At 63.5% G+C, this 24,249-nt stretch carries 21 protein-coding genes and 1 other RNA gene; 8 read left to right on the top strand and 14 right to left on the bottom strand.

The window, feature by feature from the left end:
* The first annotated feature begins 132 nt into the window (after nucleotides 1-132).
* Genes EB815_RS00220 through EB815_RS00230 form a run of 3 tightly spaced genes read left to right on the top strand, consistent with a single transcriptional unit; the run spans nucleotide 133 to nucleotide 5,437 of the window.
* The gene (locus EB815_RS00220; RefSeq protein WP_056569873.1) at nucleotides 133-1,266 is read left to right on the top strand and encodes an efflux RND transporter periplasmic adaptor subunit; all 1,134 of its coding nucleotides are present in this window, start codon (nucleotides 133-135) and stop codon (nucleotides 1,264-1,266) included.
* Entirely contained in the window at nucleotides 1,263-2,339 is a 1,077-nt protein-coding gene (locus EB815_RS00225; protein ID WP_056569871.1) for an efflux RND transporter periplasmic adaptor subunit, read from the top strand. Before EB815_RS00220 ends, EB815_RS00225 begins: the two co-directional genes overlap by 4 nt.
* Nucleotides 2,339-5,437 carry an efflux RND transporter permease subunit gene (locus EB815_RS00230; RefSeq protein WP_081294924.1) on the top strand — a complete coding sequence of 1,033 codons (3,099 nt, stop codon included), beginning with the start codon at nucleotides 2,339-2,341 and terminating at the stop codon, nucleotides 5,435-5,437. Before EB815_RS00225 ends, EB815_RS00230 begins: the two co-directional genes overlap by 1 nt.
* A gap of 332 nt (nucleotides 5,438-5,769) precedes the next feature.
* Here the strand turns inward: EB815_RS00230 and EB815_RS00235 are convergent, their stop codons facing one another.
* The 12 genes from EB815_RS00235 to ffs all read right to left on the bottom strand — a co-directional run bounded on the left by EB815_RS00235 (nucleotide 5,770) and on the right by ffs (nucleotide 17,725).
* Nucleotides 5,770-6,519: an ABC transporter ATP-binding protein gene (locus EB815_RS00235; protein ID WP_056570439.1), complete on the bottom strand. Its 750-nt coding sequence runs from the start codon at nucleotides 6,517-6,519 to the stop codon at nucleotides 5,770-5,772.
* A complete protein-coding gene (locus tag EB815_RS00240) occupies nucleotides 6,516-7,349 on the bottom strand; it encodes an ABC transporter ATP-binding protein (protein ID WP_056569857.1) in 834 nt (277 codons plus the stop codon). Before EB815_RS00240 ends, EB815_RS00235 begins: the two co-directional genes overlap by 4 nt.
* The gene (gene nikC / locus EB815_RS00245) at nucleotides 7,346-8,272 is read right to left on the bottom strand and encodes a nickel transporter permease (protein WP_056569855.1); all 927 of its coding nucleotides are present in this window, start codon (nucleotides 8,270-8,272) and stop codon (nucleotides 7,346-7,348) included. Before nikC ends, EB815_RS00240 begins: the two co-directional genes overlap by 4 nt.
* 196 nt (nucleotides 8,273-8,468) lie before the next feature.
* Entirely contained in the window at nucleotides 8,469-9,530 is a 1,062-nt protein-coding gene (locus EB815_RS00250; RefSeq protein ID WP_056569852.1) for an ABC transporter permease, read from the bottom strand.
* An 18-nt stretch (nucleotides 9,531-9,548) separates the two neighbouring features.
* Complete coding sequence (locus tag EB815_RS00255) at nucleotides 9,549-11,192, bottom strand: ABC transporter substrate-binding protein (protein ID WP_056569850.1); 1,644 nt, start codon at nucleotides 11,190-11,192, stop codon at nucleotides 9,549-9,551.
* A gap of 355 nt (nucleotides 11,193-11,547) precedes the next feature.
* On the bottom strand, nucleotides 11,548-12,795 hold the full coding sequence (locus EB815_RS00265; RefSeq protein WP_056570436.1) for a lytic murein transglycosylase: 1,248 nt from the start codon (nucleotides 12,793-12,795) through the stop codon (nucleotides 11,548-11,550).
* Nucleotides 12,796-12,820: 25 nt separating this feature from the next.
* Nucleotides 12,821-13,426, bottom strand: coding sequence for a recombination mediator RecR (gene recR, locus EB815_RS00270; protein ID WP_056569846.1), 606 nt, complete (start codon nucleotides 13,424-13,426; stop codon nucleotides 12,821-12,823).
* 193 nt (nucleotides 13,427-13,619) lie between these two features.
* Nucleotides 13,620-14,612: a cell wall hydrolase gene (locus EB815_RS00275; RefSeq protein WP_056569844.1), complete on the bottom strand. Its 993-nt coding sequence runs from the start codon at nucleotides 14,610-14,612 to the stop codon at nucleotides 13,620-13,622.
* A gap of 228 nt (nucleotides 14,613-14,840) precedes the next feature.
* Complete coding sequence (locus EB815_RS00280; RefSeq protein ID WP_056569840.1) at nucleotides 14,841-15,248, bottom strand: hypothetical protein; 408 nt, start codon at nucleotides 15,246-15,248, stop codon at nucleotides 14,841-14,843.
* A gap of 75 nt (nucleotides 15,249-15,323) precedes the next feature.
* Complete coding sequence (locus EB815_RS00285; protein ID WP_056569838.1) at nucleotides 15,324-15,647, bottom strand: YbaB/EbfC family nucleoid-associated protein; 324 nt, start codon at nucleotides 15,645-15,647, stop codon at nucleotides 15,324-15,326.
* A gap of 41 nt (nucleotides 15,648-15,688) precedes the next feature.
* Nucleotides 15,689-17,524 carry a DNA polymerase III subunit gamma/tau gene (locus EB815_RS00290; protein WP_056569832.1) on the bottom strand — a complete coding sequence of 612 codons (1,836 nt, stop codon included), beginning with the start codon at nucleotides 17,522-17,524 and terminating at the stop codon, nucleotides 15,689-15,691.
* Between the two features lie 104 nt (nucleotides 17,525-17,628).
* Nucleotides 17,629-17,725, bottom strand: an RNA gene (gene ffs / locus EB815_RS00295) — signal recognition particle sRNA small type.
* Nucleotides 17,726-17,879: 154 nt separating this feature from the next.
* On the opposite strand from ffs, the gene EB815_RS00300 reads away from it, so the two are divergent.
* The 3 genes from EB815_RS00300 to EB815_RS00310 are packed head-to-tail and all read left to right on the top strand — an operon-like array spanning nucleotide 17,880 to nucleotide 19,633.
* Nucleotides 17,880-18,299 carry an HIT domain-containing protein gene (locus EB815_RS00300; RefSeq protein WP_056569830.1) on the top strand — a complete coding sequence of 140 codons (420 nt, stop codon included), beginning with the start codon at nucleotides 17,880-17,882 and terminating at the stop codon, nucleotides 18,297-18,299.
* A gap of 52 nt (nucleotides 18,300-18,351) precedes the next feature.
* A complete protein-coding gene (gene nudC / locus EB815_RS00305) occupies nucleotides 18,352-19,296 on the top strand; it encodes an NAD(+) diphosphatase (protein ID WP_056569828.1) in 945 nt (314 codons plus the stop codon).
* A gap of 31 nt (nucleotides 19,297-19,327) precedes the next feature.
* Complete coding sequence (locus EB815_RS00310; RefSeq protein WP_056569826.1) at nucleotides 19,328-19,633, top strand: Dabb family protein; 306 nt, start codon at nucleotides 19,328-19,330, stop codon at nucleotides 19,631-19,633.
* 94 nt (nucleotides 19,634-19,727) lie between these two features.
* Here EB815_RS00310 and EB815_RS00315 read toward each other — a convergent pair whose 3' ends face one another.
* Both EB815_RS00315 and EB815_RS00320 read right to left on the bottom strand, forming a co-directional pair.
* Nucleotides 19,728-20,591: a prephenate dehydratase gene (locus EB815_RS00315; RefSeq protein WP_056569822.1), complete on the bottom strand. Its 864-nt coding sequence runs from the start codon at nucleotides 20,589-20,591 to the stop codon at nucleotides 19,728-19,730.
* A 14-nt stretch (nucleotides 20,592-20,605) separates the two neighbouring features.
* A complete protein-coding gene (locus tag EB815_RS00320; RefSeq protein WP_056569820.1) occupies nucleotides 20,606-21,334 on the bottom strand; it encodes a 3-deoxy-manno-octulosonate cytidylyltransferase in 729 nt (242 codons plus the stop codon).
* A 193-nt stretch (nucleotides 21,335-21,527) separates the two neighbouring features.
* Here EB815_RS00320 and EB815_RS00325 point away from each other — a divergent pair, with 193 nt between their 5' ends.
* Complete coding sequence (locus tag EB815_RS00325; protein WP_056569818.1) at nucleotides 21,528-22,196, top strand: c-type cytochrome; 669 nt, start codon at nucleotides 21,528-21,530, stop codon at nucleotides 22,194-22,196.
* A gap of 168 nt (nucleotides 22,197-22,364) precedes the next feature.
* Complete coding sequence (locus tag EB815_RS00330; protein ID WP_056569816.1) at nucleotides 22,365-24,242, top strand: extracellular solute-binding protein; 1,878 nt, start codon at nucleotides 22,365-22,367, stop codon at nucleotides 24,240-24,242.
* The last annotated feature ends 7 nt before the right edge of the window (nucleotides 24,243-24,249 follow it).

Raw genomic sequence — 24,249 nt, forward strand, 5'->3', positions numbered from 1 at the left:
CGGGCATATCTCCGCCCTTAACCAGTCGGGCGATACACGTACGAGAGCGGTTTCCTTTTTCGGGGGATCGATTATCCTTCGGATATCGGCGAGGCATCGCCGTCAACGAGTGGCCCGCGGCTGGGGGAGCCCATGAGCAGAAACGCGTCATCATCCGTGTCGCCGCCATCCGTCAAAACCTCCAGTCTTTTGTCTTTTCCCTCGGCAGTCTGCGTCTGCGCGGCCGCCCTGCTGCTGGCCGGTTGCCAGAAGCAGGAAGCGGCGACCAGGAAATTGCCGGTCATGGTGCGCGCGGAAACGGTGGCGATGGCCGACTACGCACCGAGGACCTCGCTGACCGGGGTGATCGCGGCGCGTACGCTGAACAATCTGTCGTTTCGTGTCGGTGGCCGGGTCGCCGAGCGGTTTGTCGATGTCGGCCAGCATGTCGACCAAGGCGCGGTGCTGGCCCGCATCGATCCACAGGAACAGGAATCCGATCTGCGCTCCGCACAGGCCGATCTCGATGCGGCGAAGGCGCAGTTGACCCAGTCCGCCGCCGCCTTCCAGCGGCAGAAGACGCTGCTTGCCCAGGGCTTCACCACCAGGCGCGACTATGACGCCGCCGACCAGGCGATGAAGGTGGCGCAAGGCAGCGTCGATGCCGCGCAGAGCGCCTTCGCCAATGCCCAGCAAAACCTGTCCTTCACCGAGCTCAAGGCTGGCGCCCCCGGCGTCATCACCGCCCGCCAGGTCGAAACCGGCCAGGTGGTGCAGGCGGCGCAAACTGTCTTCACCGTCGCCGAGGACGGTGACCGTGACGCCGTGTTCAACGTGCAGGAAACGCTGGTCGCCAGGACGCCGGTCTCGCCGGCGGTGACGATCACGCTGTTGGCCGATCCGCAGGTCCGGGCAACAGGCAAGGTGCGCGAAATCTCGCCGGTGGTGGACCAGGCCTCCGGTTCGATCCGGGTCAGGGTCGGCATTCCCGCCACGCCCCCCGGCTTGCCGCTGGGGGCGGCCGTGATCGGCTCGATCAGCGCCAAGCCGGCGAAGGCGATCCTGTTGCCCTGGCAGGCGCTGACGTCCAGTGCCGGCAGGCCGGCCGTCTGGATTGTCGACCCGGCGACCAAGGCAGTGTCGACGACACCGATCGAGGTGCTGGCCTTCGATTCGGGCACGGTCGTCGTCGCCGGCGGTCTGAACGAAGGCCAGAGTGTCGTTACCGCGGGCGGGCAGTTGCTCAGTCCCGGCCAGACGGTGGAGATATCGAGGGCGGGCCAATGAACCGGCTGCCGCCAATCATGCTCGGCTTGTTCGCGCTTGGCGCGCTCGCCGCCTGCTCGAAATCCGAAGAAAAGCCGACGGAGATCATCCGGCCGGTGCTTTCGGTGGTGGTCGAGCCGCGCACCACCGAGACCTTCGGCTTCGCCGGCTCGGTCGAGCCGCAGGTCAGCGCCGACCTTGCTTTCCGCCTGCTTGGCCGGGTCGTCTCCCGCGACGTCAAGGTCGGCGACATCGTCACCAAGGGCACCACGATCGCCGCGCTCGACCCGACCGCGCTGGAACTGGCCGTGCAGGCGGCCAAGGCGGAGCTCTCCAATGCCGAGGCACAGTTCGCCAACGCCGCGGCGAGCGAGGAGCGCCAGCGCCAGCTGCTTGCCTCGGCCAACGCTTCCCAGGCAGTCTTCGATGCCGCTCAGCAGGCACGCAAGGCCGCGGAAGCCAGCGTCGAGCGAGCCAGGGCCTCGCTGGCCAAATCGCAGGAACAGCTTGGCTATGCCAGGCTGTTCTCCGACTTCGACGGCGTCATCACCGCGGTCGGCGCCGAGGTCGGGCAGACGGTTTCGGCAGGCCAGACAGTCGTCACCGTGGCGCGCTCCGACCTGCGCGAAGCGGTCGTCGACATTCCCGACCAGCTGGTCGGCGATCTCACGGCCGGCACACCGTTCCAGGTCATCCTGCAATCGCTGCCGACGATCCAGACCGAGGCCAAGCTGCGCGAAATCGCGCCACAGGCGGAGGGCTCGACGCGCACCCGGCGCGTGCGGCTGACGCTCTCCGATCCGCCGCAGGCCTTCAGGCTCGGCTCAACGGTAACGGCAACCCGCATGACCAAGGTGGCGCCGACGATCGAACTGCCCATGTCGGCGCTGCTCGAAAAGAACGGTTCCGACAAAGTGTGGATCGTCGACCCGCAGACATCGAGCGTGAGTACGCGCGACATCAAGATCGCTTCCAGGAATGGCGGCACCTTCACGGTGGCCGATGGACTTGAGGCCGGCATGCGCGTGGTCACCGCCGGCGTCCATAGCCTGAGCCAAGGCCAGAAGGTTAGAGTGCCCGGGGGTGGCGTCTGATGAAGGGCTTCAATCTCTCCGACTGGGCGCTCAGCCACCGCTCCATGGTCTGGTATTTCATGCTGGTCTTCGTGGTGGCCGGCATATTCTCCTATCTCAACCTCGGCCGTGAGGAAGACCCCAACTTCACCATCAAGACGATGATCATCCAGGCCAACTGGCCGGGCGCGTCGGTCAAGGAGACGCTGCAGCAGGTGACCGACCGCATCGAGAAGAAGCTCGAGGAGCTCGACAGCCTCGACTTCACCAGATCCGTCACCACCGCCGGCCAGACCGTCATCTTCGTCAACCTGAAGGACACCACCAAGGCGCGCGATGTCGTGCCGAACTGGCTTCAGGTGCGCAACATGGTCAACGATATCAAGGCGCAGTTTCCGCAAGGCGTGCAGGGGCCGTTCTTCAACGACCGCTTCGGCGATGTGTACGGCAACATCTATGCCTTCACATCGGACGGGCTGACGTCGCGCCAGTTGCGCGACTATGTCGAGGAGGTCCGAACAAAAATCCTGACCGTGCCCAATGCCGGCAAGGTCGATCTCGTGGGGGCGCAGGACGAAGCCATATATCTCGAATTCTCGACGCGCCAGATCGCGGCCCTTGGCCTCAACCAGCAGGCGATCATCGCCAGCCTGCAGGCGCAGAACGCGATAACGCCGTCCGGCGTCATCCAGTCCGGACCGGAGCGCATCAGCGTGCGCGTCGGCGGCCAGTTCACGTCCGAAGAGAGCCTGCGTGCCATCAATCTGCGCGTCAACGACCGCTTCTTCCGGCTGAGCGACGTGGCCACGATCACACGCGGCTATGTCGATCCGCCGACGGCACTGTTCCGCTTCAACGGCCAGGACGCCATCGCGCTCGCCATCGGCATGAAGCCCAACGCCAATCTGCTCGAATTCGGCGCGGCGCTGCACAGGGAGATGGACAAGGTGCTGGCCGACCTACCGGTCGGCGTCGGCGTGCATCTGGTCGCCGACCAGCCGGTGATCGTCGAGGAAGCGGTCTCCGGCTTCACCCGCGCGCTGTTCGAGGCGGTGGCCATCGTGCTTGCCGTCTCATTCATCAGCCTTGGCATGCGCGCCGGCTTCGTCGTGGCGCTGTCAATCCCGCTGGTGCTGGCCATCACCTTCACGGTCATGGAGTATCTCGGCATTTCACTGCAGCGCATTTCGCTGGGCGCGCTGATCATCGCGCTCGGGCTTCTGGTCGACGACGCCATGATCGCGGTCGAGATGATGGTGGCGCGGCTGGAGGTTGGCGACAACCTGCGCAAGGCGGCGACCTATGTCTACACCTCGACCGCCTTCCCGATGCTGACCGGCACGCTGGTGACGGTCGCCGGCTTCATCCCGATCGGCCTCAACTCAAGTGCCGCCGGCGAATACACCTTCACCCTGTTCGTCGTCATCGCCGTGTCGTTGCTGGTGTCGTGGATCGTGGCGGTGCTGTTCGCGCCGCTGCTGGGCGTAACCATCCTGCCGGCGACGATGAAGACCAAGCATCACGACCAGCCTGGCCGATTCACCTCGGCGTTCCGGCGGTTGCTGGTATTTTCGGTGCGCCGGCACTGGATGACCATCATCGTCACGGTGCTGTTGTTCGCGGCCTCGATCGCCGGCTTCGGCCTCGTCCAGCAGCAGTTCTTCCCGCCATCCGACCGGCCGGAGCTGATCGTCGACTGGAACCTGCCACAGAACTCGTCGATCGCCGAGACGCGCGACCAGATGGAGCGGTTCGAGCAGCGGGCGCTGGTCGGCAATCCAGACATCGACCATTTCTCGTCCTATATCGGCCAGGGCGCGGTGCGCTTCGTGCTGGCCTATGACGTGCAGCCGGCCAACCCCTATTTCGGCCAGACCGTGATCGTCACCAAGAGCCTCGAGGCTCGCAATCGGGTCAAGCCCGCGCTGGAGAAGTTGCTGCGCGAGGAGTTTGTCGGCACCGACGCCTTCGTCAAACTGCTCGAACTCGGACCGCCTGTCGGCCGTCCGGTGCAGTATCGCGTCGGCGGTCCCGAAATCCAGACCGTGCGCGAGTTGGCGCAGCAATTCGCCGGCCTCATCTCGGCCAATCCGAAGCTCGCGGCACCCACCTTCGACTGGAACGAGCCGCAGCGCGTGCTGAGGGTCGACGTGCTGCAGGACAAAGCGCGCCAGCTCGGCATCACCTCCTCCGACATCGCCAGTGCGCTCAACAGCACGGTCGGCGGCGCCACCATCACCCAGGTGCGCGACGCCACCTATCTGATCAATGTCGTGGCGCGCTCACGCGATGCCGAACGCGGCTCGATCGGGACGCTGCAGAACATGCAGCTGCCGACCAGCACCGGCGAAGCGATCCCGCTCGCGGCGGTGGCCAATTTCAGTTACGACCTCGAGCAGCCGACAGTGTGGCGGCGTGACCGCATTCCGACGATCACCGTGCGCGCCGGCATGGTGGGCGACACGCTGCCTGCCACGGTGGTCAACGAGCTGAAGCCATCGGTGGATGCCTTCATCGCCAAGCTGCCGGCGGGCTATTCGGTGGAAACCGCCGGCTCGGTCGAGGAAAGCGCCAAAAGCCAGGGGCCGATCGCGGCCGTGGTGCCGCTGATGCTGTTCATCATGGCGACCATCCTGATGGTGCAGCTGCAGAGCTTCCAGCGTCTGTTCCTGGTCGTGGCGGTGGCGCCGCTCGGGCTGATCGGCGTGGTGGCCGCCCTGGTGCCGAGCGGCGCGCCGCTCGGCTTCGTCGCCATCCTCGGCGTGCTGGCGCTGATCGGCATCCTGATCCGCAACTCGGTCATCCTGATCGTGCAGATCGAGGATCTCGTCCGAGAGGGTAAGGACCGATGGACGGCCGTCATCGAGGCGACCGAACACCGCATGCGGCCGATCGCTCTGACGGCGGCCGCAGCCAGCCTGGCGCTGATCCCTATCGCGCGCGAAGTGTTCTGGGGCCCGATGGCCTACGCGATGATGGGCGGCATCATCGCCGGCACGGCGATCACGCTGCTGTTCCTGCCGGCGCTTTATGTGACGTGGTTCAGGATCAAGGAGCCCAAGCAAGGGGACGAACCATCCGCTCCGGAGAACGGCGAACTGGCGCAAGGTTCGAATTAAGACCCTGCTGTATCCTCGTTATCGTTGGACGGCACAGGGAGTGATTTCGCGCGCTGCCACGGCGACGACTTGGAACTGCGCCAAGCATGCCAACCTTTCGGCAATCGGCCAATGCCAAGAGGGTTTCATCCCGCCGAACCACCTGCCGCAGGCCGACCAGCATTATCTCGCGTTCGTTCCGCTCTGGCGTGTCGCTGCGTGGATTTGCCAGCTGCCACCTTCTTCGTTGTAGATGTCGTCGTCGTCAGCTTCATGCACAACGTATGCAATCCAATCGTCAGATTTGAATATACTCTTGTCCGATAGCACCGGTCCGCCACGGGAAGAACGAGTCACGCCGTTCTCACAAACCCGTCGCTCGCCCGCAAAAGATTGCGCGTATAATCCTTGGTGACATGGCGCTCGACAAGGTCGCCCGCCGTCAGGTTCTCCACCGCCTCGCCGCTTTGCATCACCATCAGCCGCTCGCACATATGGGTGATGATGGCGAGGTCGTGGCTGACCATCAGGAAGGTCAGCTTGCGCCGCCGGCGGACCTCTTCCAGAAGATTAAGCACTTCCGCCTGCACCGACGCGTCGAGCGCCGAGGTCGGCTCGTCAAGCAGCAGGATCGATGGTTCGAGGATGAGCGCGCGTGCGATCGCCACGCGCTGGCGCTGGCCGCCCGACAATTGGTGCGCGTAGCGGAAGCGGAAGCCGTTGCCGAGGCCGACTTCGTCGAGCGCGCGCTCGATGCGCTTTTCACCATCGGCAAAGCCGTGGATGGCAAGCGGTTCCTGCAACAGGCGGTCGACGGTCTGGCGCGGATGCAGCGAGCCATACGGATCCTGGAAGACCATCTGCACTTCGCGGTAAAAGGCCTTGTCGCGGCGCGCGCCGAGCGTCTTGCCATTGACGGCGATGCTGCCCGACGCGACCGGCGCAAGGCCGGCGATCGCCCTGAGCAGCGTCGATTTGCCGGAACCGCTCTCGCCGACCAGGCCGAAGGATTCGCCCGGCCGCACGTCGAGGCTGACGCCCTTCAGCGCGCGAAAACGGTCGAAGATCACCTCCAGCCTGTCGACGGTAATCGCAGCAGTCATGCCGCCCACTCCGGCTTGCGGTCGAGCACCGGCAGCGGGTGGCGGTCGGCGCCGATCTTGGGCATGCAGTTGAGCAGGCCGCGCGTGTAGGGGTGCTGGGCCTGGCCCAATTCCGAGGCCTTGAGCTGCTCGACCACCTTACCGGCATACATGACGATGACGCGGTCGCAGAAGGACGAGACCAGCCGCAGATCGTGGGAGATGAAGATCAGCCCCATGCCGCGCTCACTGACCAGCCGGTCAAGAATGCCGAGAACGTCGAGCTGCACCGTGACGTCCAGTGCCGAGGTCGGCTCGTCGGCGATCATCATTTCCGGCCCGGCGATCAGCATCATGGCGATCATGGCGCGCTGGCCCATGCCGCCGGACACTTCATGCGGATGCAGGTCGAAGACGCGCTTGGGGTCGCGGATCTGCACCGCCTCCAGCATGGCCAGCGCCCGCTCGCGGGCCTCGGCCTTGGAAACCCTTTCGTGCGTGCGCAGCGTTTCGACGATCTGGCGGCCGATGCTCATCACCGGGTCGAGCGAGTATTTCGGATCCTGCAGGATCATGGCGATGCGGTTGCCCCGCAACGCCCGGCGTTGGCGCGCCGAGATGCCGAGCAGGTCGATGCCGTCGAAGGCCAGTTTCCTGGCCGATATCCGGGCCTGCGGCGGCGTCAGGCCCATGATGGCGCGGCCGGTCTGCGATTTTCCGGAGCCGCTTTCACCGACAATGCCGAGCCGTTCGCGGCCGAGCGAAAAGGAGACGCCGCGCACCGCTTCGATCAACCCGGTGCGGGTTGGGAAGGTGACACGCAGGTCCTCGACGTCGAGAAGCGCGCTCATTGGTCACCACTGCGCGGATCTAGCGCGTCGCGCAGGCCATCGCCAAGCAGGTTGAAGCCGAGGCTGACGATGAGGATTGCGAAGCCGGGCGCGCCGGCCACCCACCACTGGTCGAGGATGAAGCGGCGGCCGGACGCGATCATCGTGCCCCATTCGGGCAGCGGCGGCTGCGCGCCGAGGCCGAGGAAACCGAGGCCGGCGGCGGTGAGGATGATGCCGGCCATGTCGAGCGTCACGCGAACGATCAGCGAGGAGATGCAGAGCGGCATGATGTGGCGCAGCACGATACGGGCCGGCGAGGCGCCCATCAGTTGCACCGCCTTGATGTAATCGGAATTGCGCACCGTCAGCGTTTCGGCGCGCGCGATGCGGGCATAGGGCGGCCAGGAGGTGATGGCGATGGCAAGCACCGCGTTTTCGATGCCGGGGCCGAGCGCCGCCACGAAGGCCAGCGCCAGAACCAGCTTCGGGAAAGCGAGGAAGATGTCGGTGATGCGCATCAGGACGGCATCGGTCCAGCCGCCGGCATAGCCGGCGACGGTGCCGACCAGCAGACCGATGGGGGCCGCGATGATGGCAACCAGGATGACCACATAGAGCGTCCAGCGCGAGCCGTAGAGGATGCGTGAGTAGATGTCGCGGCCGAGGTCGTCGGTGCCGAACAAGTGCTGCTCGCTCGGCGCCAGCAGCCGCGCGTTCTTCAGATCGCCAAAGGTCGGCGAATAGGGCGCCAGCACGCCGGCAAGGGCGGCGATGACCAGCAGGGCGATAATGATCAGCAGGCCTACGAAAGCCAGCCGGTTGGCGGAAAAGCGCCGCCACGCGACATAGGCGCGGCCAAGCCTCGCCTGCATGCGCGAGGCCGGCCGCTCGCTGAGCAACCAGTCGCGACGAGAGAGAGGGCGGGCGTCGGAGGCGGTCATGACGATGCCTCCTGAGGCTGTCGAACCCCACTCCGGTCTGCTTCGCGGACCACCTCTCCCCCGTTCGATGGGAGAGAGGAAAGGAGCCAAGCGTGCGGCCGGCTTTTCCTCTCCCCCGGGCAGGGGGAGAGGTGGCCCGAAGGGCCGGAGTGGGGGTGATTGGCCGCAGCCGAACCCGAAAGTGAGATACCTCTGCTCATGCGGATTTCGTCCTCGGATCGAGCAGGCGGTAAAGGAGGTCGGACAGAAGATTGATGCCGATGAAGACCGAGCCGATGACGATGGTGCCGCCGAGCACGGCGTTCATGTCGGCGTTCTGCAGCGAATTGGTGATGTAGAGGCCGATGCCCGGCCAGGAAAAGACGGTTTCCGTCAGCACCGAGCCTTCGAGCAGGCCGGCATAGGAGAGCGCGATCACCGTGACCATCGGCACGGCGGCGTTGCGTAGCGCGTGGCCCCAGATGATGCGGGTTTCCGACAGACCCTTTGCGCGCGCCGCGACGATATATTCCTGGGCGAGTTCGTTGAGCATGAACGAGCGCGTCATGCGGCTGATATAGGCGAGCGAGAAATAGCCGAGCAGCGAGGCCGGCAGGATGATGTGCCGGAAGGCGTCCCGGAAGACATCCCACTGACCCTGCATCGCAGAATCGAGGAGGTAGAAACCGGTGATCGGGGTGAAGGTGTATTCGTAGACGACGTCGAGCCGTGCCGGAAAGGCCACCCATTGCAGCTTGGCGTAGAACAGCACCAGGCCCAGCAGGCCGAGCCAGAAGATCGGCACGGAATAGCCGATCAGCCCAATGACGCGCACGATCTGATCGATGATGCTGCCGCGCTTGACCGCGGCCAGTACACCAAGCGGCACGCCGAACAGCGCACCGATCAGTGTCCCGAGCGTCGCCAGTTCCGTGGTTGCCGGAAGCGCGCGGCGGATGTCGGTCATGACCGGGTTGGTGGTCAGCACCGAAGTGCCGAAATCGCCGTTCAGCGCGCCTTTCACGTAGATGTAGAACTGCTCGATCAGCGGCAGGTCGAGGCCCATCTCGCGACGCGTGCGCTCGACGACATTGGCCGGCGCCCGGTCGCCGAGCACCGCCAACACCGGATCGATCGGGATGACACGGCCAATGAAGAAGGTCACCGCGAGAAGACCAAGATAGGTCGTCACCGCGATGACCAGGAAACGGCCGAGCGATGATGCAAGGGCAACGGCGCGGGCGCCACCGCGCCCGCCTTCGTTTTCAACCGCACTCATGCGGCGCGTCCGCGGGCACTATTCCTTCGAGACCGGCCCGACGAAATTGGTGTCGAAGCTCGGGCCGAGCGCGAAGCCCTTGAGGTTCTTGCGCAGGCCGGCGACTTCCAGCTGCTGATGGATGACCACGAAGGGGCTGGTGTCGAGGATCTTCTTCTCGAGGTCCTTGTACATGTCGGCGCGCTTGCCCGAATCCTTTTCCAGCAGCGCCGCTTCCGTCTGCTTGGTCAGGTCCGGAATATCCCAGGCATTGCGCCAGGCAAGCGTCTTGGTCTTGCCTTCGTCCGAATTGTCCGGGTTCGAGGCAAAGGTCTGGGCGTTGGAGTTCGGATCGAAATAGTCCTGGCCCCATTGGCCGATATAGATGTCGTGATTACGAGCACGATACTTGGTCAGCGTCTGCTTGCCGTCACCCGGGATGATCTCAAGCTTGATGCCGGCTTGTCCGAGCGTCTGCTGGATCGATTCCGCCATGCCGGTCGTCGGCTGGCCGGTGCGCACGTCCATGGTTACGCTGAAGCCGTCGGGCAGGCCGGCCTTGGCCAGCAATTCCTTGGCCTTGGCGACGTCGAGCTTGAACGGGTTCTCGTCCAGTTCGCCAAGCACGCCCTTGGGCAGGAAGGTCTGGTGGATCTCGCCGATCCCCTTGAGGATGGTCGAGCTCAGCGCGTCATAATCGACCAGATATTTGAAGGCCTGGCGCACTTCGGGTTTGGCGAGGTTCGGGTTCTTCTGGTTCAGGCTGATGTAGTAGACCGTGCCCTTCGGCGCGCTGGTCGAGGTGAGGTCGGCGTTCTTGGCGATGGCGTCGAGATCGTTCGGCTCGAGGTTACGGGCGACGTCGATGTCGCCGGCTTCCAGCGCCAGGCGCTGTGCCGAGCTTTCCTTCATGTTGCGATAGATGACACGGGCAAGCTTGGCTTTCTCGCCGTAGTAGTTGTCATTGCGCTCCAGCACGACAGCCTCGTTGGCGCGCCATTCGCGCAGCTTGAAGACGCCGGAGCCGGCATAGCCGGTCTTCAGCCAGGCATTGCCGAAATCATTGTCCCATTTGTAGTCCGCGCTCGGCGTCACCGCCGCGACATGTTCCTTGACCAGCTTTGCATCGACAACCGAAGCGACGGTTGCCGAGAGACAGTTCAGCACGAAGCTCGGTGCATAGGCCTTGTCGACGACGAACTGGAAGGTGGTGTCGTCGACGGCCTTGGCCTTTTCGGTGACATTGTCGCCGCTGATGCCGAACTGATCGATGATGAAGGCCGGGCTCTTGTCGAGCTTGACGGCGCGCTCGAACGAATAGGCGACATCGGCAGCGGTGATCGGATTGCCGGAGGCGAATTTGAGGCCGGGCTTGAGCTTGAAAGTATACGTCAGGCCGTCGTCGGATACGGTCCAGCTTTCAGCGAGATCGCCCTTGACCTTGGAGGTGTCGCTGAGGTCGAGGCGGACCAGCAGGTCATAGGTATTGCCGGTGACTTCGGCGGTCGACAGTTCGAACGCCTCGCCCGGATCCATGGAGATGATGTCGTCGATCGCAAAACCTTCGACCAGCGTGTCGGCGGGTGTGACCGCGCCGGCCGGCGCTCCGGCCAGAAGCAGTGCCGACATGGCCGCGCCCGCGAGCAGGATGCGGGATCGTAGAGCAAGCTTTTCCATCATCATGGTGACTGTTCCCTTTTTTGTTGTTGACCTGAGTTCCCGGCTCAGGATTGAGGTCTTCTTTTCAGGGCGTATGACGGCCCCTTGTCCACTTACCGTCGTGGTTTTTGTCCATTTGGTCAACACCATATCCGGCGGCTCCGTGGCCGGCAACGAGCATTTATACGACGGCTCATTGAAGCAGGATGGCGGGTCGCGCGTCGACGCGTAGTTCGGCCAATCGAGGCAGCCGATCGAGAATAATCTGCTAGAGGCTCACCGTTTCGTGGAAACGGCGAACCTCTCTATCTCTTTGTTTTGACGCAATTCCTGACGGAAAACCGTTCACACTTTTCCTGGAATTGCTTTGATTTCGGCGCTATTTCAGCGCGGCGACCAGGCCGGCGTCGGGAAAACAGGTCGCGGCCTGGCCGTTCTTGGCCTGCCACTTGCCGATCGAGCGGCGGGTCTTGAAGCCGGGCAGGCCATCGGCGCTGCCGACATCATAGCCCTTGGCTTCCAGCGCCCGTTGCAGGGCGGCAATATCGGAACGATGCAGATCGCCGACAGGCCCCCAGCTGCCGGAAAAATCCTGATCGCCATGCGCGATGCGGTCGGCGCCATGGCCGATGAACAGTGCGTAGAGGTCGCTGGTGTTGTATTCCTTCAGCACGTAGAAATTGGGGGTGGCGATGAAAGCCGGTCCGCTGCGGCCGGCCGGCATCAGCAGGAAGCCCTCCGCCTTCAGCTCGCTCGCCGGAAACAGCTTGCCGCCGACGCGCTTGATGCCCATGCCGGCCCAGTCGGAGATCTTCTTGCCCTGATCGGGACCTTCCAGCGAGCAGGAGACGCTCTCGGGCACGGTCACCTCGAACCCCCAGCCCCGTCCCCTCACCCAGCCATAATGGACGAGATAGTTGGCGATCGAGGCAAGCACGTCGGGCGTCGAGTTCCAAATATCGACGCGTCCGTCGCCATCGAAATCCACGGCATGCTTGAGAAAGGAGGTCGGCATGAATTGCGGCTGGCCGAGCGCGCCGGCCCAGGAGGATTTCATCGCGCCGACAGGGGCCAGCCCACGTTCGACGATTTCCAGTGCGGCCAAAAGCTCGGTGCGGAAGAAGTCCTTCTTCGTCGACATGAATGCCTTGGTGCCCAGCACCTCGAATGCGTCGTAGGGCATCTTCGCCGCGCCGAAACCGGTCTCGCGGCCCCAGATCGCCAGAACGATCTCGCCGGGCACGCCATAGCGCTTCTCGATCGCGGCAAGGGTCCTGGCGTTGGCCGCCTCGCGCGTGCGTCCACCCGACGTCACGGCGCGAACCGTCTTTTCGGCGAAATAGGCGCCGGGCGAGCCGAACTCGGCCTGATGCTGCTTCTGCGGCGTCTTCGGCTTCTCGCCGGGCATGACAAGGTCGGGCAGCTTCAGGTTGGGTTTTATGCCGTCGAAGGCGGCATCGAAGGTCTTCTTGGAAATGCCTTTGGCCTTGGCTTCGGGCCAGAGATCGTTCTGCAGCCACGCGCGGTACTGGTCGTCGATCCTGGCTGCCGAGACCGAGGTGGCGAGGAAGACACCGATAAGCGTAGCGACAAGGGCGAAGGTGATCGTACGAAGGAATGCAGTCATTTCGGCAAACATCCCGCCAATTGCGTCAAAACGCCGTCCGCGAGCGCAGCGCGGCGGCCAGCGTGCCCTCATCGAGATAGTCGAGTTCACCGCCAACCGGCACGCCATGCGCCAGCCTTGTCACCTTGATGTCGAAGCCGGACAATTGGTCGGTGAGGTAGTGCGCGGTGGTCTGGCCCTCGACCGTTGCGTTGACGGCGAGGATGATTTCCTTGACCTCGCCGCCGGCGACGCGGTCGATCAGCGAGCGGATGTTGAGCTGATCCGGGCCGACGCCGTCGAGCGGCGACAGCGTGCCGCCGAGCACATGGTAGCGTACGTTCATCGCCGCCGCGCGTTCGAGCGCCCAGAGATCGGAGACGTCCTCGACGACGATGAGGGTGGCGGCATCGCGGCGCGGGTCCGTGCAGATCATGCAAGGATCCGACGTATCGACATTGCCACAGGTGGAACAGATACGCACCTTGTCGGCAGCCTCGCCCATGGCGGCGGCGAGCGGCGACAGAAGCTGCTCCTTCTTCTTGATCAGATGCAGTGCCGCGCGCCGGGCCGAACGGGGACCAAGCCCCGGCACCTTGGCCAGGAGCTGGATCAGACGTTCGATCTCGGGACCGGCGATTCGCTTGGACATCGCTCTGATCTAGAGCAATTCCAGGAAAAGTGCGAAGCGGTTTTCCGTCCGGAATTGCGTCAAAACGAAAAGCTGGAGCAGTTCGCCGTTTCCACGAAACGGTGAACTGCTCCAGGATTTTTCCGAGCGCCTTGGAACATCCGTGTCAGCGTATGGTCCGCCATGCCGCCACGCGAAGCCGTGGCGATGCGAATCAGTTGACCTCGAGCGGTCGACTCTGGCTGGCGATCATCGCGCCGATGGCGTCGGTGTTCTCCGGCGTCGACTGGAACCCCATCGCCGCCTCTTGCGGCTCACCCTGAACCGAACTGATAACCTTTTTGTTCAAGGTTCCGCCGAACCGGGCGGCATCCGGTTCTTCCATCGGCTCCTGCATCGCGACCATCGTCTGCTTCACGGTCACACGCGCCGACTTCGCCGTGGGCACCGCGGCCGCGGTCACATAGGTCTCTTGAACTGGAGCGGCCTTGGCCTTGGGCTGACGGGCCGGTTCCACAGAGGCGGTCATAAAGACTTGCTGCGCCGGAGCGACGCGGGACGTTTTGGCCGGAGGCGCCGGCTCGGCCGAGGCAACCATCGTCACCGGTGCGGCCGGCTTCACGATTTCGGACCCAGCCGAGGCAACCGCCACGGTCGGCTCATCGGGCAGCGGCTGCCAGTTACGGCCGCGCTTCTCATAGAAGGCATTGCCGCCGGCGACCATGGTGTAATGCATGTTCTTGTAGGGGAAGCGCAGGCCCGCCGTGTGGAAATACATGGTGTTCTTGAGCTTGGCCTTGCGCTCGCCCTTGAGCACGGCGTTGGCCGCTTCCTCGACATCGGGCATTGCGCGCGAATTCATCGGCCTGGTCATGACGCCCGGCGCGAATTGGCCCGGCTCGCCCACCACTTCGCAGATGGTGCTGCCATGCTGGCCGGAGCGCAGGCGGTTCATCACCACGGTGCCGACAGCGATCATGCCGTCGCGGCTCGACCTGTTGGATTCGAAGAACATCGCCCTTTCCAGGCATTCCCTGTCCTTCGGGGTGTGGCTGTAAGGCCGCGAGCTCAGGAAACTCGGCGTGATGGCATCGGTGAGGCCGGCGACGGACATGCCGTGCGAGGTTGTCTGGCTGCACGCAGCCAAAAACAGGGGAGACGTAATGACGCCGAGCAACAGCGGCGTCTTCCATCGCGTGACGATCAACAGGTTACCCTCTCACTTCGATGCCCGCCCCCAGGCTGCGGCAAGAATGAGACACTTTCGGGCAAAATGATGGCCAAAACGTTATTAACAACGTACTGTTGCCGAAAAGGCACAATTTCGAGGCTTTCCAGATAGATCGAGCCATCATTTCACAAAAGCGATGACCGCTATCCCTTCGTTTCGCCGCAATTGTCCAGGGAAAACCGCGGCGCGCTTTTCCGGAAATCGCTACCGCCCCGCCGCCATCGCGGCCGGCCGACCAGGCTCAAGCTCCTCGACTTTCTCGGAAAACAGGCCGCGCCTGAGGAACAACGCCCGCGCGTTCCTGGCCGTCGGCGCGATCTTTCCCGGCCAGTCGCTATCGATGAATTCGGCCTTGGTGAAATCGGGATTCGTCTCGGAAGCCGCCTCGAGGAATTCAGCGATTTCCAGCACGATCGCACGCTCCTCCTTCGAAAGCGCCGATGTGCCGGCCTCGATCGACGGGCGGTGCACGAAATCCTCGAACAAATAGAAATAGCCCTTGATGCCGACGATATCGACGCCGGCATCGCAATCCGCGAGGATTTCCAGGATCTCGTAGATCCTGTTGCGGATACGCTGCTCGATCAGTCTTTCAGACGGCTCTTCGGTCATGGGCGCATCACCGCTGGCTCAACTTTCGTGCACGCCGTTGCCCCAAAACCGCTGCACGGTTTTGGGCGCCATGCATCAGAACGGCAGTTTCATTCCCGGCGGGATCGGCAGGCCTGATGTCAGCGCCTTGGTCTTTTCCTGCATGATCTGCTCGACCTTGGCCTTGGCGTCATTGTGGGCGGCAAGAATCAGGTCCTCAAGGATCTCGACATCGTCCTCCTTGAACAGAGACGGGTCGATCTTCAGCGACTTCATGTCGAACTTTCCGCTCAGCGTGACGCTGACCAGGCCGCCGCCGGCCTGGCCGACGGATTCGACCGTGGCGATCTCGTCCTGCATGGCCTGAAACTTGGCCTGCATTTCCTTCGCCTTGCCCATGAGGCCGAGAAGATCTTTCATGGTCCAATCCTTGGTTCTTGGTTTGTCAGGTTCTTGGTTTATCAGGTCTCGTCGTCATCCGCCGGCGGCTCGACCGGCACTTCCGCCTCGGTCTCGTCTGCCTCCGGCGCATCGGGAATGCGCACGTCGATGATCTTGGCGCCCGGGAAACGCGCCAGTATGGCGGCCACGGCCGGATCGCTCCTGGCATCGAGGAAGGCATTTTCGCGCTTCGTCGATTCCATTTCAGCCAGCGTCTGGCCGCCCTCTTCCTTGGACAGCGAGACAAGCCAGTTGCGGCCGGTCCAGGCGCGCAGTTTCGTTGTCAGATCGTTGAGCAGCAGCTTGGGCGCATCTTCGGTCAGGCTGACGTCGATGCGACCGGGTTCGATGCGCACGGGACGGATGCAGCGCTTGACCAGCACCTTTAGGGCGATGTCGCGTTGTGCGTCGGCGAGGGCAACGATGTCGGCCAGCGATTTCAGGGGTACCGGCGGCGTCTCCGGCGCCGGTTGGGGAGGGGCGACGAAAGCCACCGGCGCGGGCGTGGCCTCGACCAACCGCATGGTCTGCGCGCCACCGCCCTGTCCGGATGGCATGCGCGTTTGCGCGACCGCGCTGGCACCACCGCCATTGCCAGCACCAGCGGGCGCCCCGTTTGGACGAGATGCGCCATTTTGAACCGGTCCCGCGCCCTCGAGCGATCTCAGCGCCTCGTCGAGCGTCGGCAGGTCGGCGGCATGCGCCAGCCGGATCAACACCATCTCGGCCGCGCTCACCGGCCGGTTCGAGGATTGCACCTCGGGAATGCCCTTGAGCAGCATCTGCCAGGTTCGCGACAGCACCTTGACGGACAACGTCCTGGCAAAATCGGCGCCGCGCTGGCGCTCGTCCTGCGACAGCGAAGCATCATCCATGGCGGTCGGAACGAAACGCAGCCGGGTGACAAGGTGGTTGAACTCGGCAAGATCGGTCAGTACGGCGGCCGGATCGGCGCCGGTGTCGTATTGAGCGCGGAACTCGGCAAGCGCCGCCGCCACGTCGCCCTTCATCACATGTTCGAACAGGTCGACGATGCGGGCGCGGTCGGCCAGGCCCAGCATGCCCCGCACGGCCTCGGCACTGACGGAGCCGGCGCCATGGGCGATCGCCTGGTCGAGGATGGAGAGCGAATCGCGGGCCGAGCCTTCGGCGGCACGCGCGATCATCGCCAGCGCGTCGTCGTCGACCGAAATGCCTTCCTTGGCGGCGATCGAAGAGAGATGCGCTACCAGCGATCCGGCATCGATGCGCCTCAGGTCAAAACGCTGGCAGCGCGACAGGACGGTGATCGGAACCTTGCGGATTTCGGTGGTGGCGAAGATGAATTTGACGTGCGGCGGCGGCTCTTCCAGCGTTTTCAGCAGGCCGTTGAAGGCCTGCGTCGACAGCATGTGCACTTCGTCGATGATGTAGACCTTGTAGCGGGCCGACACCGGCGCATAGCGCACACGCTCGATGATGTCCCTGATGTCGTCGATGCCGGTGTGCGAGGCGGCGTCCATCTCGATGACGTCGACATGGCGGCCTTCCATGATCGCCTGGCAATGCTCGCCGAGGACGGCAAGGTCGACCGAAGGCTGGTCCACGGTCGATGTCTTGTAGTTCAGCGCCCGCGCCAGGATGCGCGCCGTGGTGGTCTTGCCGACGCCGCGCACGCCGGTCAGCATCCAGGCCTGGGCAATGCGGCCGGTGGCAAAGGCGTTGGTGAGGGTGCGCACCATCGGCTCCTGGCCGACCAGTTCGGAAAAGTTCGACGGACGGTATTTGCGCGCCAGCACGCGATAGGCGGCGGCCTTTGCGTTTTCCGGGCTTTTTGGCTCCAGGCTTTTTGGCCCCGAATTTCCGGCTTCGCTCATTCGCCCGTTAAGCTCCAAAAGGCCGCGCCCAAAGGCGCCGATTCCTGCGCATAGTCTCGCCCGCGCTGCAATGCGTCGTCAATGTCGCGAGGGGGGCCGATGAGGTGGGAGGCTGGAACAATGACCCGTTCCGGGCTCGTTAGGGCTGCTTCCTTCCGGACCTGACCCGGTTGGCGAGTGGATCGTCCACCACCAACCTCCCACCGTCCATATCGGCAATTGCGCGATGAAATGCAAGTGCGCATGCGATTTGGCGCACCAAACCCTTAGAGGAACAATGATTCGCTTGCAGCCCTCTTGCCGCCGCTCTAGCGTCGTGAGTTCAAGGAAACCAAGAAAAGCAAGGGAAACGCCGATGCTGCCGGGCCTGAAGGCCGGATTCATGCTGGATGCCCGGCTGGAAGCGGACAGCGAGCAGTTGATGTGGCTTGGGCTCTGCGAATTGCGGGTAATGAACGATCGCCGCTGGCCATGGCTGCTTTTGGTGCCGCAGCGGCCGGGCGCGGAGGAAATCCACGACATGACGCCGCTCGACCAGGCCATGCTGACCTTCGAGACCAACATGGTGGCGCAGGCGCTCAAGAAAGTGAGCGGTTGCACCAAGATCAACACCGGCGCGCTCGGCAACATCGTGCGCCAGTTGCATATCCATATCATCGCCCGGTCCGAAGGCGATCCCGGCTGGCCCGGCCCGGTGTGGGGGCACGGCCTGCGCGAACCTTATGAGCGCTCCGACCTGCGCCGGTTTGCCGAAACGATAAGGGCGGCGCTATAAGCTCCCCTGTATTCATTCCAAAACATGTCCATCCCAAAGAACCAGAGTCCGCATGAGCTTCAGCCTGTTTGACGCGCCCCTGCGCGAGCCGAGCCAATTTGTCGGCTTTGCCGGCAATACCATCGACCGGCAATCCGAGAGTCGCGCCGACGATTCGGTCGACAAGGCGCTGGCCGATCCAACGACGCGGCTGCTGTTGATGAATGGCGGCCGGCTCTATCTGAAATTGGGGAATGGCAGCGGTCTTGATCCCTGGTTCGGCGCCTCCGAGAGCCAGTCTTTCAACCCTTCCCTCGACCAAAGTGTCCTGCTCGGCTTTTCCGATCAAGGACCGGTGCTCGCGGTGGTGGCCGGCGTTGACGCCGAACAGTTGCCGGAGACCGTCAAGGCGATCGACTACCGGTCGGTCTACATGCAAGGGCTGATCGACGAAGCGGCCGCCGGCGCGATGGCACAAGGGGCCGCCCTGCTCGCCTGGCACGCCAGCCACCGTTTCTGTAGCAAATGCGGCACCCAATCGCAGATGCGGGCCGGCGGCTACAAGCGCCATTGCCCGAATTGCGGCACCGAGCATTTTCCACGCACCGACCCGGTGGCGATCATGCTGACGGCAACGCGGGAGAAATGCCTGCTTGGGCGAGGCCGGCACTTCGCGCCGGGCATGTATTCGGCGCTCGCCGGCTTCATCGAGCCGGGCGAGACGATCGAGGCGGCGGTGCGCCGCGAGACGCTGGAGGAGGCCGGCATTCGGCTCGGCCGCGTCGTCTACCACGCCAGCCAGCCCTGGCCGTTCCCCTACTCACTGATGATCGGCTGCTTCGGCGAGCCGCTCAATGAGGACATCCAGGCCGACCTCAACGAGTTGGAGGACTGCCGCTGGTTTGGCCGCGACGAGGTGCGCCTGATGCTGGCCAGGGAGCACGCCGATAATCTGGTCACGCCGCCGAAAGGTGCGATCGCGCATCACCTCATCCGCGCCTGGGTCGACAGCGAATAGCCGATACTGAAAGTCATTGCAGGAGAGACAAATGATCCGCCACACCGTCGTCTTCACGCTGAAGCACCCGCCGCATTCGCTGGAGGAAAAGCGATTCCTCGTCGACGCCAAGAAAATCCTCACCGCGATCCGGGGCGTCACGCATTTCGAGCAATTGCGGCAGATCAGCCCCAAGAACGACTATCAGTTCGGCTTCTCGATGGAGTTCGCCGACCAGGCCGCCTACACCAGATACAACGACCATCCCGACCATGTCGCCTTCGTGCGCGACCGCTGGGTGCCGGAGGTCGAGAAATTTCTCGAGATCGACTATGTGCCGCTGGGCGCGGTGATCTAGAATTCACCGTTTCACGGAAACGGGGACCCGCTCCAACTCTTTGTTTTGACGCAATTCTCAAGGGAAAGCGCCAAGCGCTTTTCCTGGAATTGCTCTAATCCGCTACCTTCCATTGCTCGCGCGACTGGCTGGCCGGATAGACGCCCAGGATGCGCACTTCACGGGAGAAGAAGCGAAGCTCGTCCAGCGCCAGCTTGACCAGCGGATCGTCGGGATGGCCCTCGATGTCGGCGTAGAAAAGCGTCGCCGTGAAAGCGCCGAGCTGGTAGCTCTCCAGCTTGGTCATGTTGATGCCGTTGGTGGCAAAGCCGCCCATCGCCTTGTAGAGCGCGGCCGGCACGTTACGGACGCGGAAGATGAAGGTCGTCATCATCTTGGTGTCGGCAGTCGGCCGTTCGGCCCATTGCTTGCTCTTGGTCAGGACGACGAAGCGGGTGACGTTGGAATCGGTGTCCTCGACGTTCTCCTCGATGATGTCGAGCCCATAGAGCGTCGCCGCCAGCGCCGGCGACAGGGCGGCCATCGTGCGGTCCTTGACCTCGGAGATCATCTTGGCGGCGCCCGCCGTATCGCCGGCCACGACGGCCTTCCAGCCGTTCTTGCGGATGTATTTGCGGCACTGGCCAAGCGCATGAATGTGGCTGTGAACGGTCTTGATTTCTTCCCGCTTGACGCCGGGCAGCACCATCAACTGGAAATGGATCGGCAGGAAATATTCGCCGACGATGTGCATCCTCGATTCCGGCAAGAGATGATGGATGTCGGCGACGCGTCCGGCGATGGTGTTCTCGATCGGGATCATGGCGAGATCGGCCTTGCCGGTCTCGACCGCGTTGAAGGCATCCTCGAAAGTCGGGCACGGCAACGGCTCCATCGAGGGATAGACGTTGCGGCAGGCGGTATCGGAATTGGCGCCCGGCTCGCCCTGGAAGGATATTCTGTTGGTTTTTTCAGGCATGGCGGAGGAATTTCTCAGTTTGAAAGGATGATTCGGGCGCGCTCAAGGTCTTCCGGCGTGTCGACGCCTAGCGGCAGCGACCGGACGATCTCGGCATCGATGCGCATGCCGGCTTCCAGCGCCCGCAGCTGCTCCAGCCGCTCGCGGCGTTCCAGCGGCGACGGCTTCAGCGCGACGAAGCGCTCGAGTGCCGCGCGGCGATAGGCGTAGAGGCCTATGTGGTGATAGAGCGGCCCCTCGCCCCAAGGTGCCGTGGCGCGGGTGAAATAGAGCGCCCTCAGCCTCGTGGCAGACAGCGGCGAGCCCACGATCTTGACGACATTGGAATTGGTCTTTTCCTCCTCGCGGACGATCTCGACACCGAGTGTGGCGATATCCACCGCCCCGTCCTCGAATGGCCTGAGCGAGGCGGCGATGATGCCGGGATCGATGGTCGGCAGGTCGCCCTGCACATTGACGATCGTTTCGACCTTATGTCCAGGATCGAGCGCGACCAGCGCCTCGTGGATGCGGTCGGAGCCGGATTCGTGGTCGATGCCCGTCATCACCGCCTCGAATCCATGCGCGCGCACCGCTTCGGCCACGCTTTGCGTGTCGGTCGCCACCACCACCCGGCCAAGGCCCGCTTCGGCGGCACGGCGGGCGACATGGACGATCATCGGCACGCCGGCGATGTCGGCCAGAGGTTTGCCCGGCAGGCGGGTGGAGGCCATGCGGGCCGGTATCAGGATCAAGGTGGACATCGCTATGGCAAGGCGTTCGAAAAGAGGAGGGGAAAAGTGGCAAAAGGTCTCACTGGCAGCGCCCTTATAGGTGTTGCAACGCCCGAGCAAAAGACCTAGTTTCCGCCCGATTTGACCGGCTCTGGAGGGCGGGTCTCGATACCGACGGACGGAGTGGACGGTTCGGTCCGCCGGAAAAGGGAGCAAGGGGCGTATGGATTCCAACGAAGTCAATAAACTGCTCGCCGGATTGCTCGGAACCGTTTTCGTCGTTTTCTCGGTCGGCCTGGTGTCGGACGCACTGTTTGCCTCGCCGGCCCCGGAAAAGCCCGGCTTCGCCATCGAGGCGGCTGAGCCCGCCGAAGGCGGCCCGGCCGCGCCGGCCGCCGCGGCCAAGCCGATCGCCGACCTGCTGCAGACCGCCAATGTCGAGGCGGGCGCTGCCGTCTTCAAGAAATGCCAGGCCTGCCATTCCGGCGAAAAGGGCGGCCCCAACAAGGTCGGCCCCGACCTGTGGGATCTTGTCGACCGCCCCGTCGCCGAACATGAAGGCTTCGCCTATTCGGCCGGCATGAAGGAATTCTCCAAGGGCGGCACCGAGAAGTGGACCTACGACAACATCAACCACTTCATCACCTCGCCGAAGAAATTCGTTAAGGGCACCGCCATGGGCTTCGCCGGCCTGCCCAAGGACGAGGACCGCGCCAACGTCATCGCCTATCTGCGCACGCTGTCGGACAATCCCAAGCCGCTGCCGGCACCGGGTGCCGCCGCGGACGCCAGCGCGCCCGCCAAGCCGGCCGATGCAGCCGCCCCGGCGAAGCCGGCTGAAGGCGCCGCACCGGCCAAGCCTGCCGCTCCAGCGCCGGCACCCGCCCAGTGAACAATTTGTAATCTCCACGATCTTGAAAAAGCCGGGTTCAGCCCGGCTTTTTTGTTGGGAAAATCCAGGGTGCGGCGACAAAGCCGGCGCATTGCGGTTTTCACCAGCGCCAAATCATCTAGGATCGCGTCCTGGATGATCTGGCACGCATCGCGAAGAGGATAGTGCATGACGGTTGGCCGAACGCTTCTCAAGTCGCTGCTGGCGGCGGCCCTGCTGGCGGCGGGGTTGCAGACGACCCTGGCCGACGAGTGGCGGACCACCTCATCGCTGATCGGCCAATCCAAATACGGCGACAATTTCCAGCATTACGACTACGTCAACCCGAACGCGCCGAAAGGCGGTACGCTGAATTCGGTGCTGCTTGGCACCTATGACAGTTTCAACCCCTATATCGTCCAGGGATCGCCGGCGGCGGGCCTGGTCGGGTTTGGCGGCGGCCTGCTCTACGACACGCTGATGGAGCAGGCGACGGACGAAGGCAGCACCAGCCACCCGCTGATCGCCGATGCCTATAAATATCCTGACGACTATTCCTCGGCCACGTACCGGCTTGACCCGCGCGCGAAGTGGCATGACGGCCAGCCGATCACCGTCGACGACGTGATCTGGTCGTTCCAGGTGCTGAAGGCCAACAGCCCGCAATACAACCGGTATTTCGAAAATGTCACCGACGCGGTGGCGATCTCCGATCGCGAGGTCGAGTTCCGTTTCAACCAGAAGGGCAATCGTGAACTGCCGAAGATTATCGGCGACCTCGTCGTTCTACCGAAGCATTGGTGGGAAGGCACCGACGCCAGTGGCAAGAAGCGCGACATCACCAAGGGAACGCTGGAACCGCCGCTGGGCTCGGCCGCATACAAGATCGCCAGCTTCAAGCCGGGCTCCGAAATCGTCTGGCAGCGCGTGCCGGACTATTGGGCGGCCAAGCTGCCGGTGAAGATCGGCCGCGAGAATTTCGACACGCGCCGATATACCTACATCCTCGACGACAATGCCGCCTGGCTGGCCTTCACCAAGGGCGGACTGGAAGACATCAACCGCGAATACAGCTCCCGCAAATGGGCGACGGCCTATAATTTCCCGGCGATCCAGGTCGGCGACGTCATCAAGAAGGACTTCCAGACCCAGTCGCCACAGCCGATGCAGGGCTTTGTCCTCAACCAGCGCAGGCCGCTGTTCCAGGACCGGCTGGTCCGCGAGGCACTGACCATACCGTTCGATTTCGAGAGCATGAACCGCACCTTGTTCTTCGGCTTCAACACCCGCACATCGAGCTATTTCCAGGGCACCGAACTGGCATCCAGCGGGTTGCCACAGGGCAAAGAACTGGAAATCCTGGAAAAATACCGTGACAAGCTGCCGCCCGAACTCTTCACCCAGGAATTCAAGCTACCCGTCTACGATTCGCCGCAAGCGGAGCGAAAGTACCTGAAGCAGGCTGTCGATCTCTTCGCCAAGGCCGGATGGGTCATAAAGGGCGGCAAGATGGTCAACGCCAAGACAGGCACGCCGTTCAAATTCGAGATCCTCGGCTGGAACGACACCGACCAGGTAATCGCCAGCCCCTACATTGCCAATCTGCGCAAGATCGGCGTCGACGCCTCGCTGCGCATCATCGACCAGACGCAGTACATCAACCGCGTCAACAACTTCGATTTCGATGTCGTCACGGGCCTGTTCGGCCAGTCGGATTCGCCCGGCAATGAGCAGCGCGACTTCTGGAGTTCGAAGGCCGCCGACGCGCCTGGCTCGCGCAATCTGATGGGCATCAAGGATCCGACCGTCGATGCGCTGGTCGACCGCATCATCTTTGCCACGGATCGCGATGATCTGGTTGCCGCCACCCATGCGCTCGACCGGGTGCTGCTGTGGAACTTCTACGTCGTGCCGCAATATCACCGGTCGGCGGTCTGGCTAGCCTATTGGGACAAGTTCAAATTTCCCGACAAGCAGCCTGCCTATGTCGGTGTCGATATCGATTCCTGGTGGATCGACGTCGACAAGGAAAAGGCGCTGGCGGCCAAGTACAAGGGCGGCAATTGATGGCGCA

It is taken from the genome of Mesorhizobium loti (assembly GCF_013170705.1).
In the GTDB taxonomy this organism is placed as follows: Bacteria; Pseudomonadota; Alphaproteobacteria; order Rhizobiales; family Rhizobiaceae; genus Mesorhizobium; species Mesorhizobium loti_D.

What these genes read in the sequence shown, in the direction of transcription:
- EB815_RS00310 (WP_056569826.1), top strand. Translation starts at nt 19,328, where the DNA reads ATGATCCGCCACACCGTCGTCTTCACGCTGAAGCACCCGCCGCATTCG.
- EB815_RS00290 (WP_056569832.1), bottom strand. Translation starts at nt 17,524, where the DNA reads ATGAGCGAAGCCGGAAATTCGGGGCCAAAAAGCCTGGAGCCAAAAAGC.
- EB815_RS00315 (WP_056569822.1), bottom strand. Translation starts at nt 20,591, where the DNA reads ATGCCTGAAAAAACCAACAGAATATCCTTCCAGGGCGAGCCGGGCGCC.
- EB815_RS00325 (WP_056569818.1), top strand. Translation starts at nt 21,528, where the DNA reads ATGGATTCCAACGAAGTCAATAAACTGCTCGCCGGATTGCTCGGAACC.
- EB815_RS00235 (WP_056570439.1), bottom strand. Translation starts at nt 6,519, where the DNA reads ATGACTGCTGCGATTACCGTCGACAGGCTGGAGGTGATCTTCGACCGT.
- EB815_RS00265 (WP_056570436.1), bottom strand. Translation starts at nt 12,795, where the DNA reads ATGACTGCATTCCTTCGTACGATCACCTTCGCCCTTGTCGCTACGCTT.
- nudC (WP_056569828.1), top strand. Translation starts at nt 18,352, where the DNA reads ATGAGCTTCAGCCTGTTTGACGCGCCCCTGCGCGAGCCGAGCCAATTT.
- EB815_RS00240 (WP_056569857.1), bottom strand. Translation starts at nt 7,349, where the DNA reads ATGAGCGCGCTTCTCGACGTCGAGGACCTGCGTGTCACCTTCCCAACC.
- EB815_RS00255 (WP_056569850.1), bottom strand. Translation starts at nt 11,192, where the DNA reads ATGATGATGGAAAAGCTTGCTCTACGATCCCGCATCCTGCTCGCGGGC.
- EB815_RS00300 (WP_056569830.1), top strand. Translation starts at nt 17,880, where the DNA reads ATGCTGCCGGGCCTGAAGGCCGGATTCATGCTGGATGCCCGGCTGGAA.
- EB815_RS00225 (WP_056569871.1), top strand. Translation starts at nt 1,263, where the DNA reads ATGAACCGGCTGCCGCCAATCATGCTCGGCTTGTTCGCGCTTGGCGCG.
- EB815_RS00330 (WP_056569816.1), top strand. Translation starts at nt 22,365, where the DNA reads ATGACGGTTGGCCGAACGCTTCTCAAGTCGCTGCTGGCGGCGGCCCTG.
- EB815_RS00230 (WP_081294924.1), top strand. Translation starts at nt 2,339, where the DNA reads ATGAAGGGCTTCAATCTCTCCGACTGGGCGCTCAGCCACCGCTCCATG.
- EB815_RS00280 (WP_056569840.1), bottom strand. Translation starts at nt 15,248, where the DNA reads ATGACCGAAGAGCCGTCTGAAAGACTGATCGAGCAGCGTATCCGCAAC.
- EB815_RS00320 (WP_056569820.1), bottom strand. Translation starts at nt 21,334, where the DNA reads ATGTCCACCTTGATCCTGATACCGGCCCGCATGGCCTCCACCCGCCTG.
- nikC (WP_056569855.1), bottom strand. Translation starts at nt 8,272, where the DNA reads ATGACCGCCTCCGACGCCCGCCCTCTCTCTCGTCGCGACTGGTTGCTC.
- recR (WP_056569846.1), bottom strand. Translation starts at nt 13,426, where the DNA reads ATGTCCAAGCGAATCGCCGGTCCCGAGATCGAACGTCTGATCCAGCTC.
- EB815_RS00220 (WP_056569873.1), top strand. Translation starts at nt 133, where the DNA reads ATGAGCAGAAACGCGTCATCATCCGTGTCGCCGCCATCCGTCAAAACC.
- EB815_RS00285 (WP_056569838.1), bottom strand. Translation starts at nt 15,647, where the DNA reads ATGAAAGATCTTCTCGGCCTCATGGGCAAGGCGAAGGAAATGCAGGCC.
- EB815_RS00250 (WP_056569852.1), bottom strand. Translation starts at nt 9,530, where the DNA reads ATGAGTGCGGTTGAAAACGAAGGCGGGCGCGGTGGCGCCCGCGCCGTT.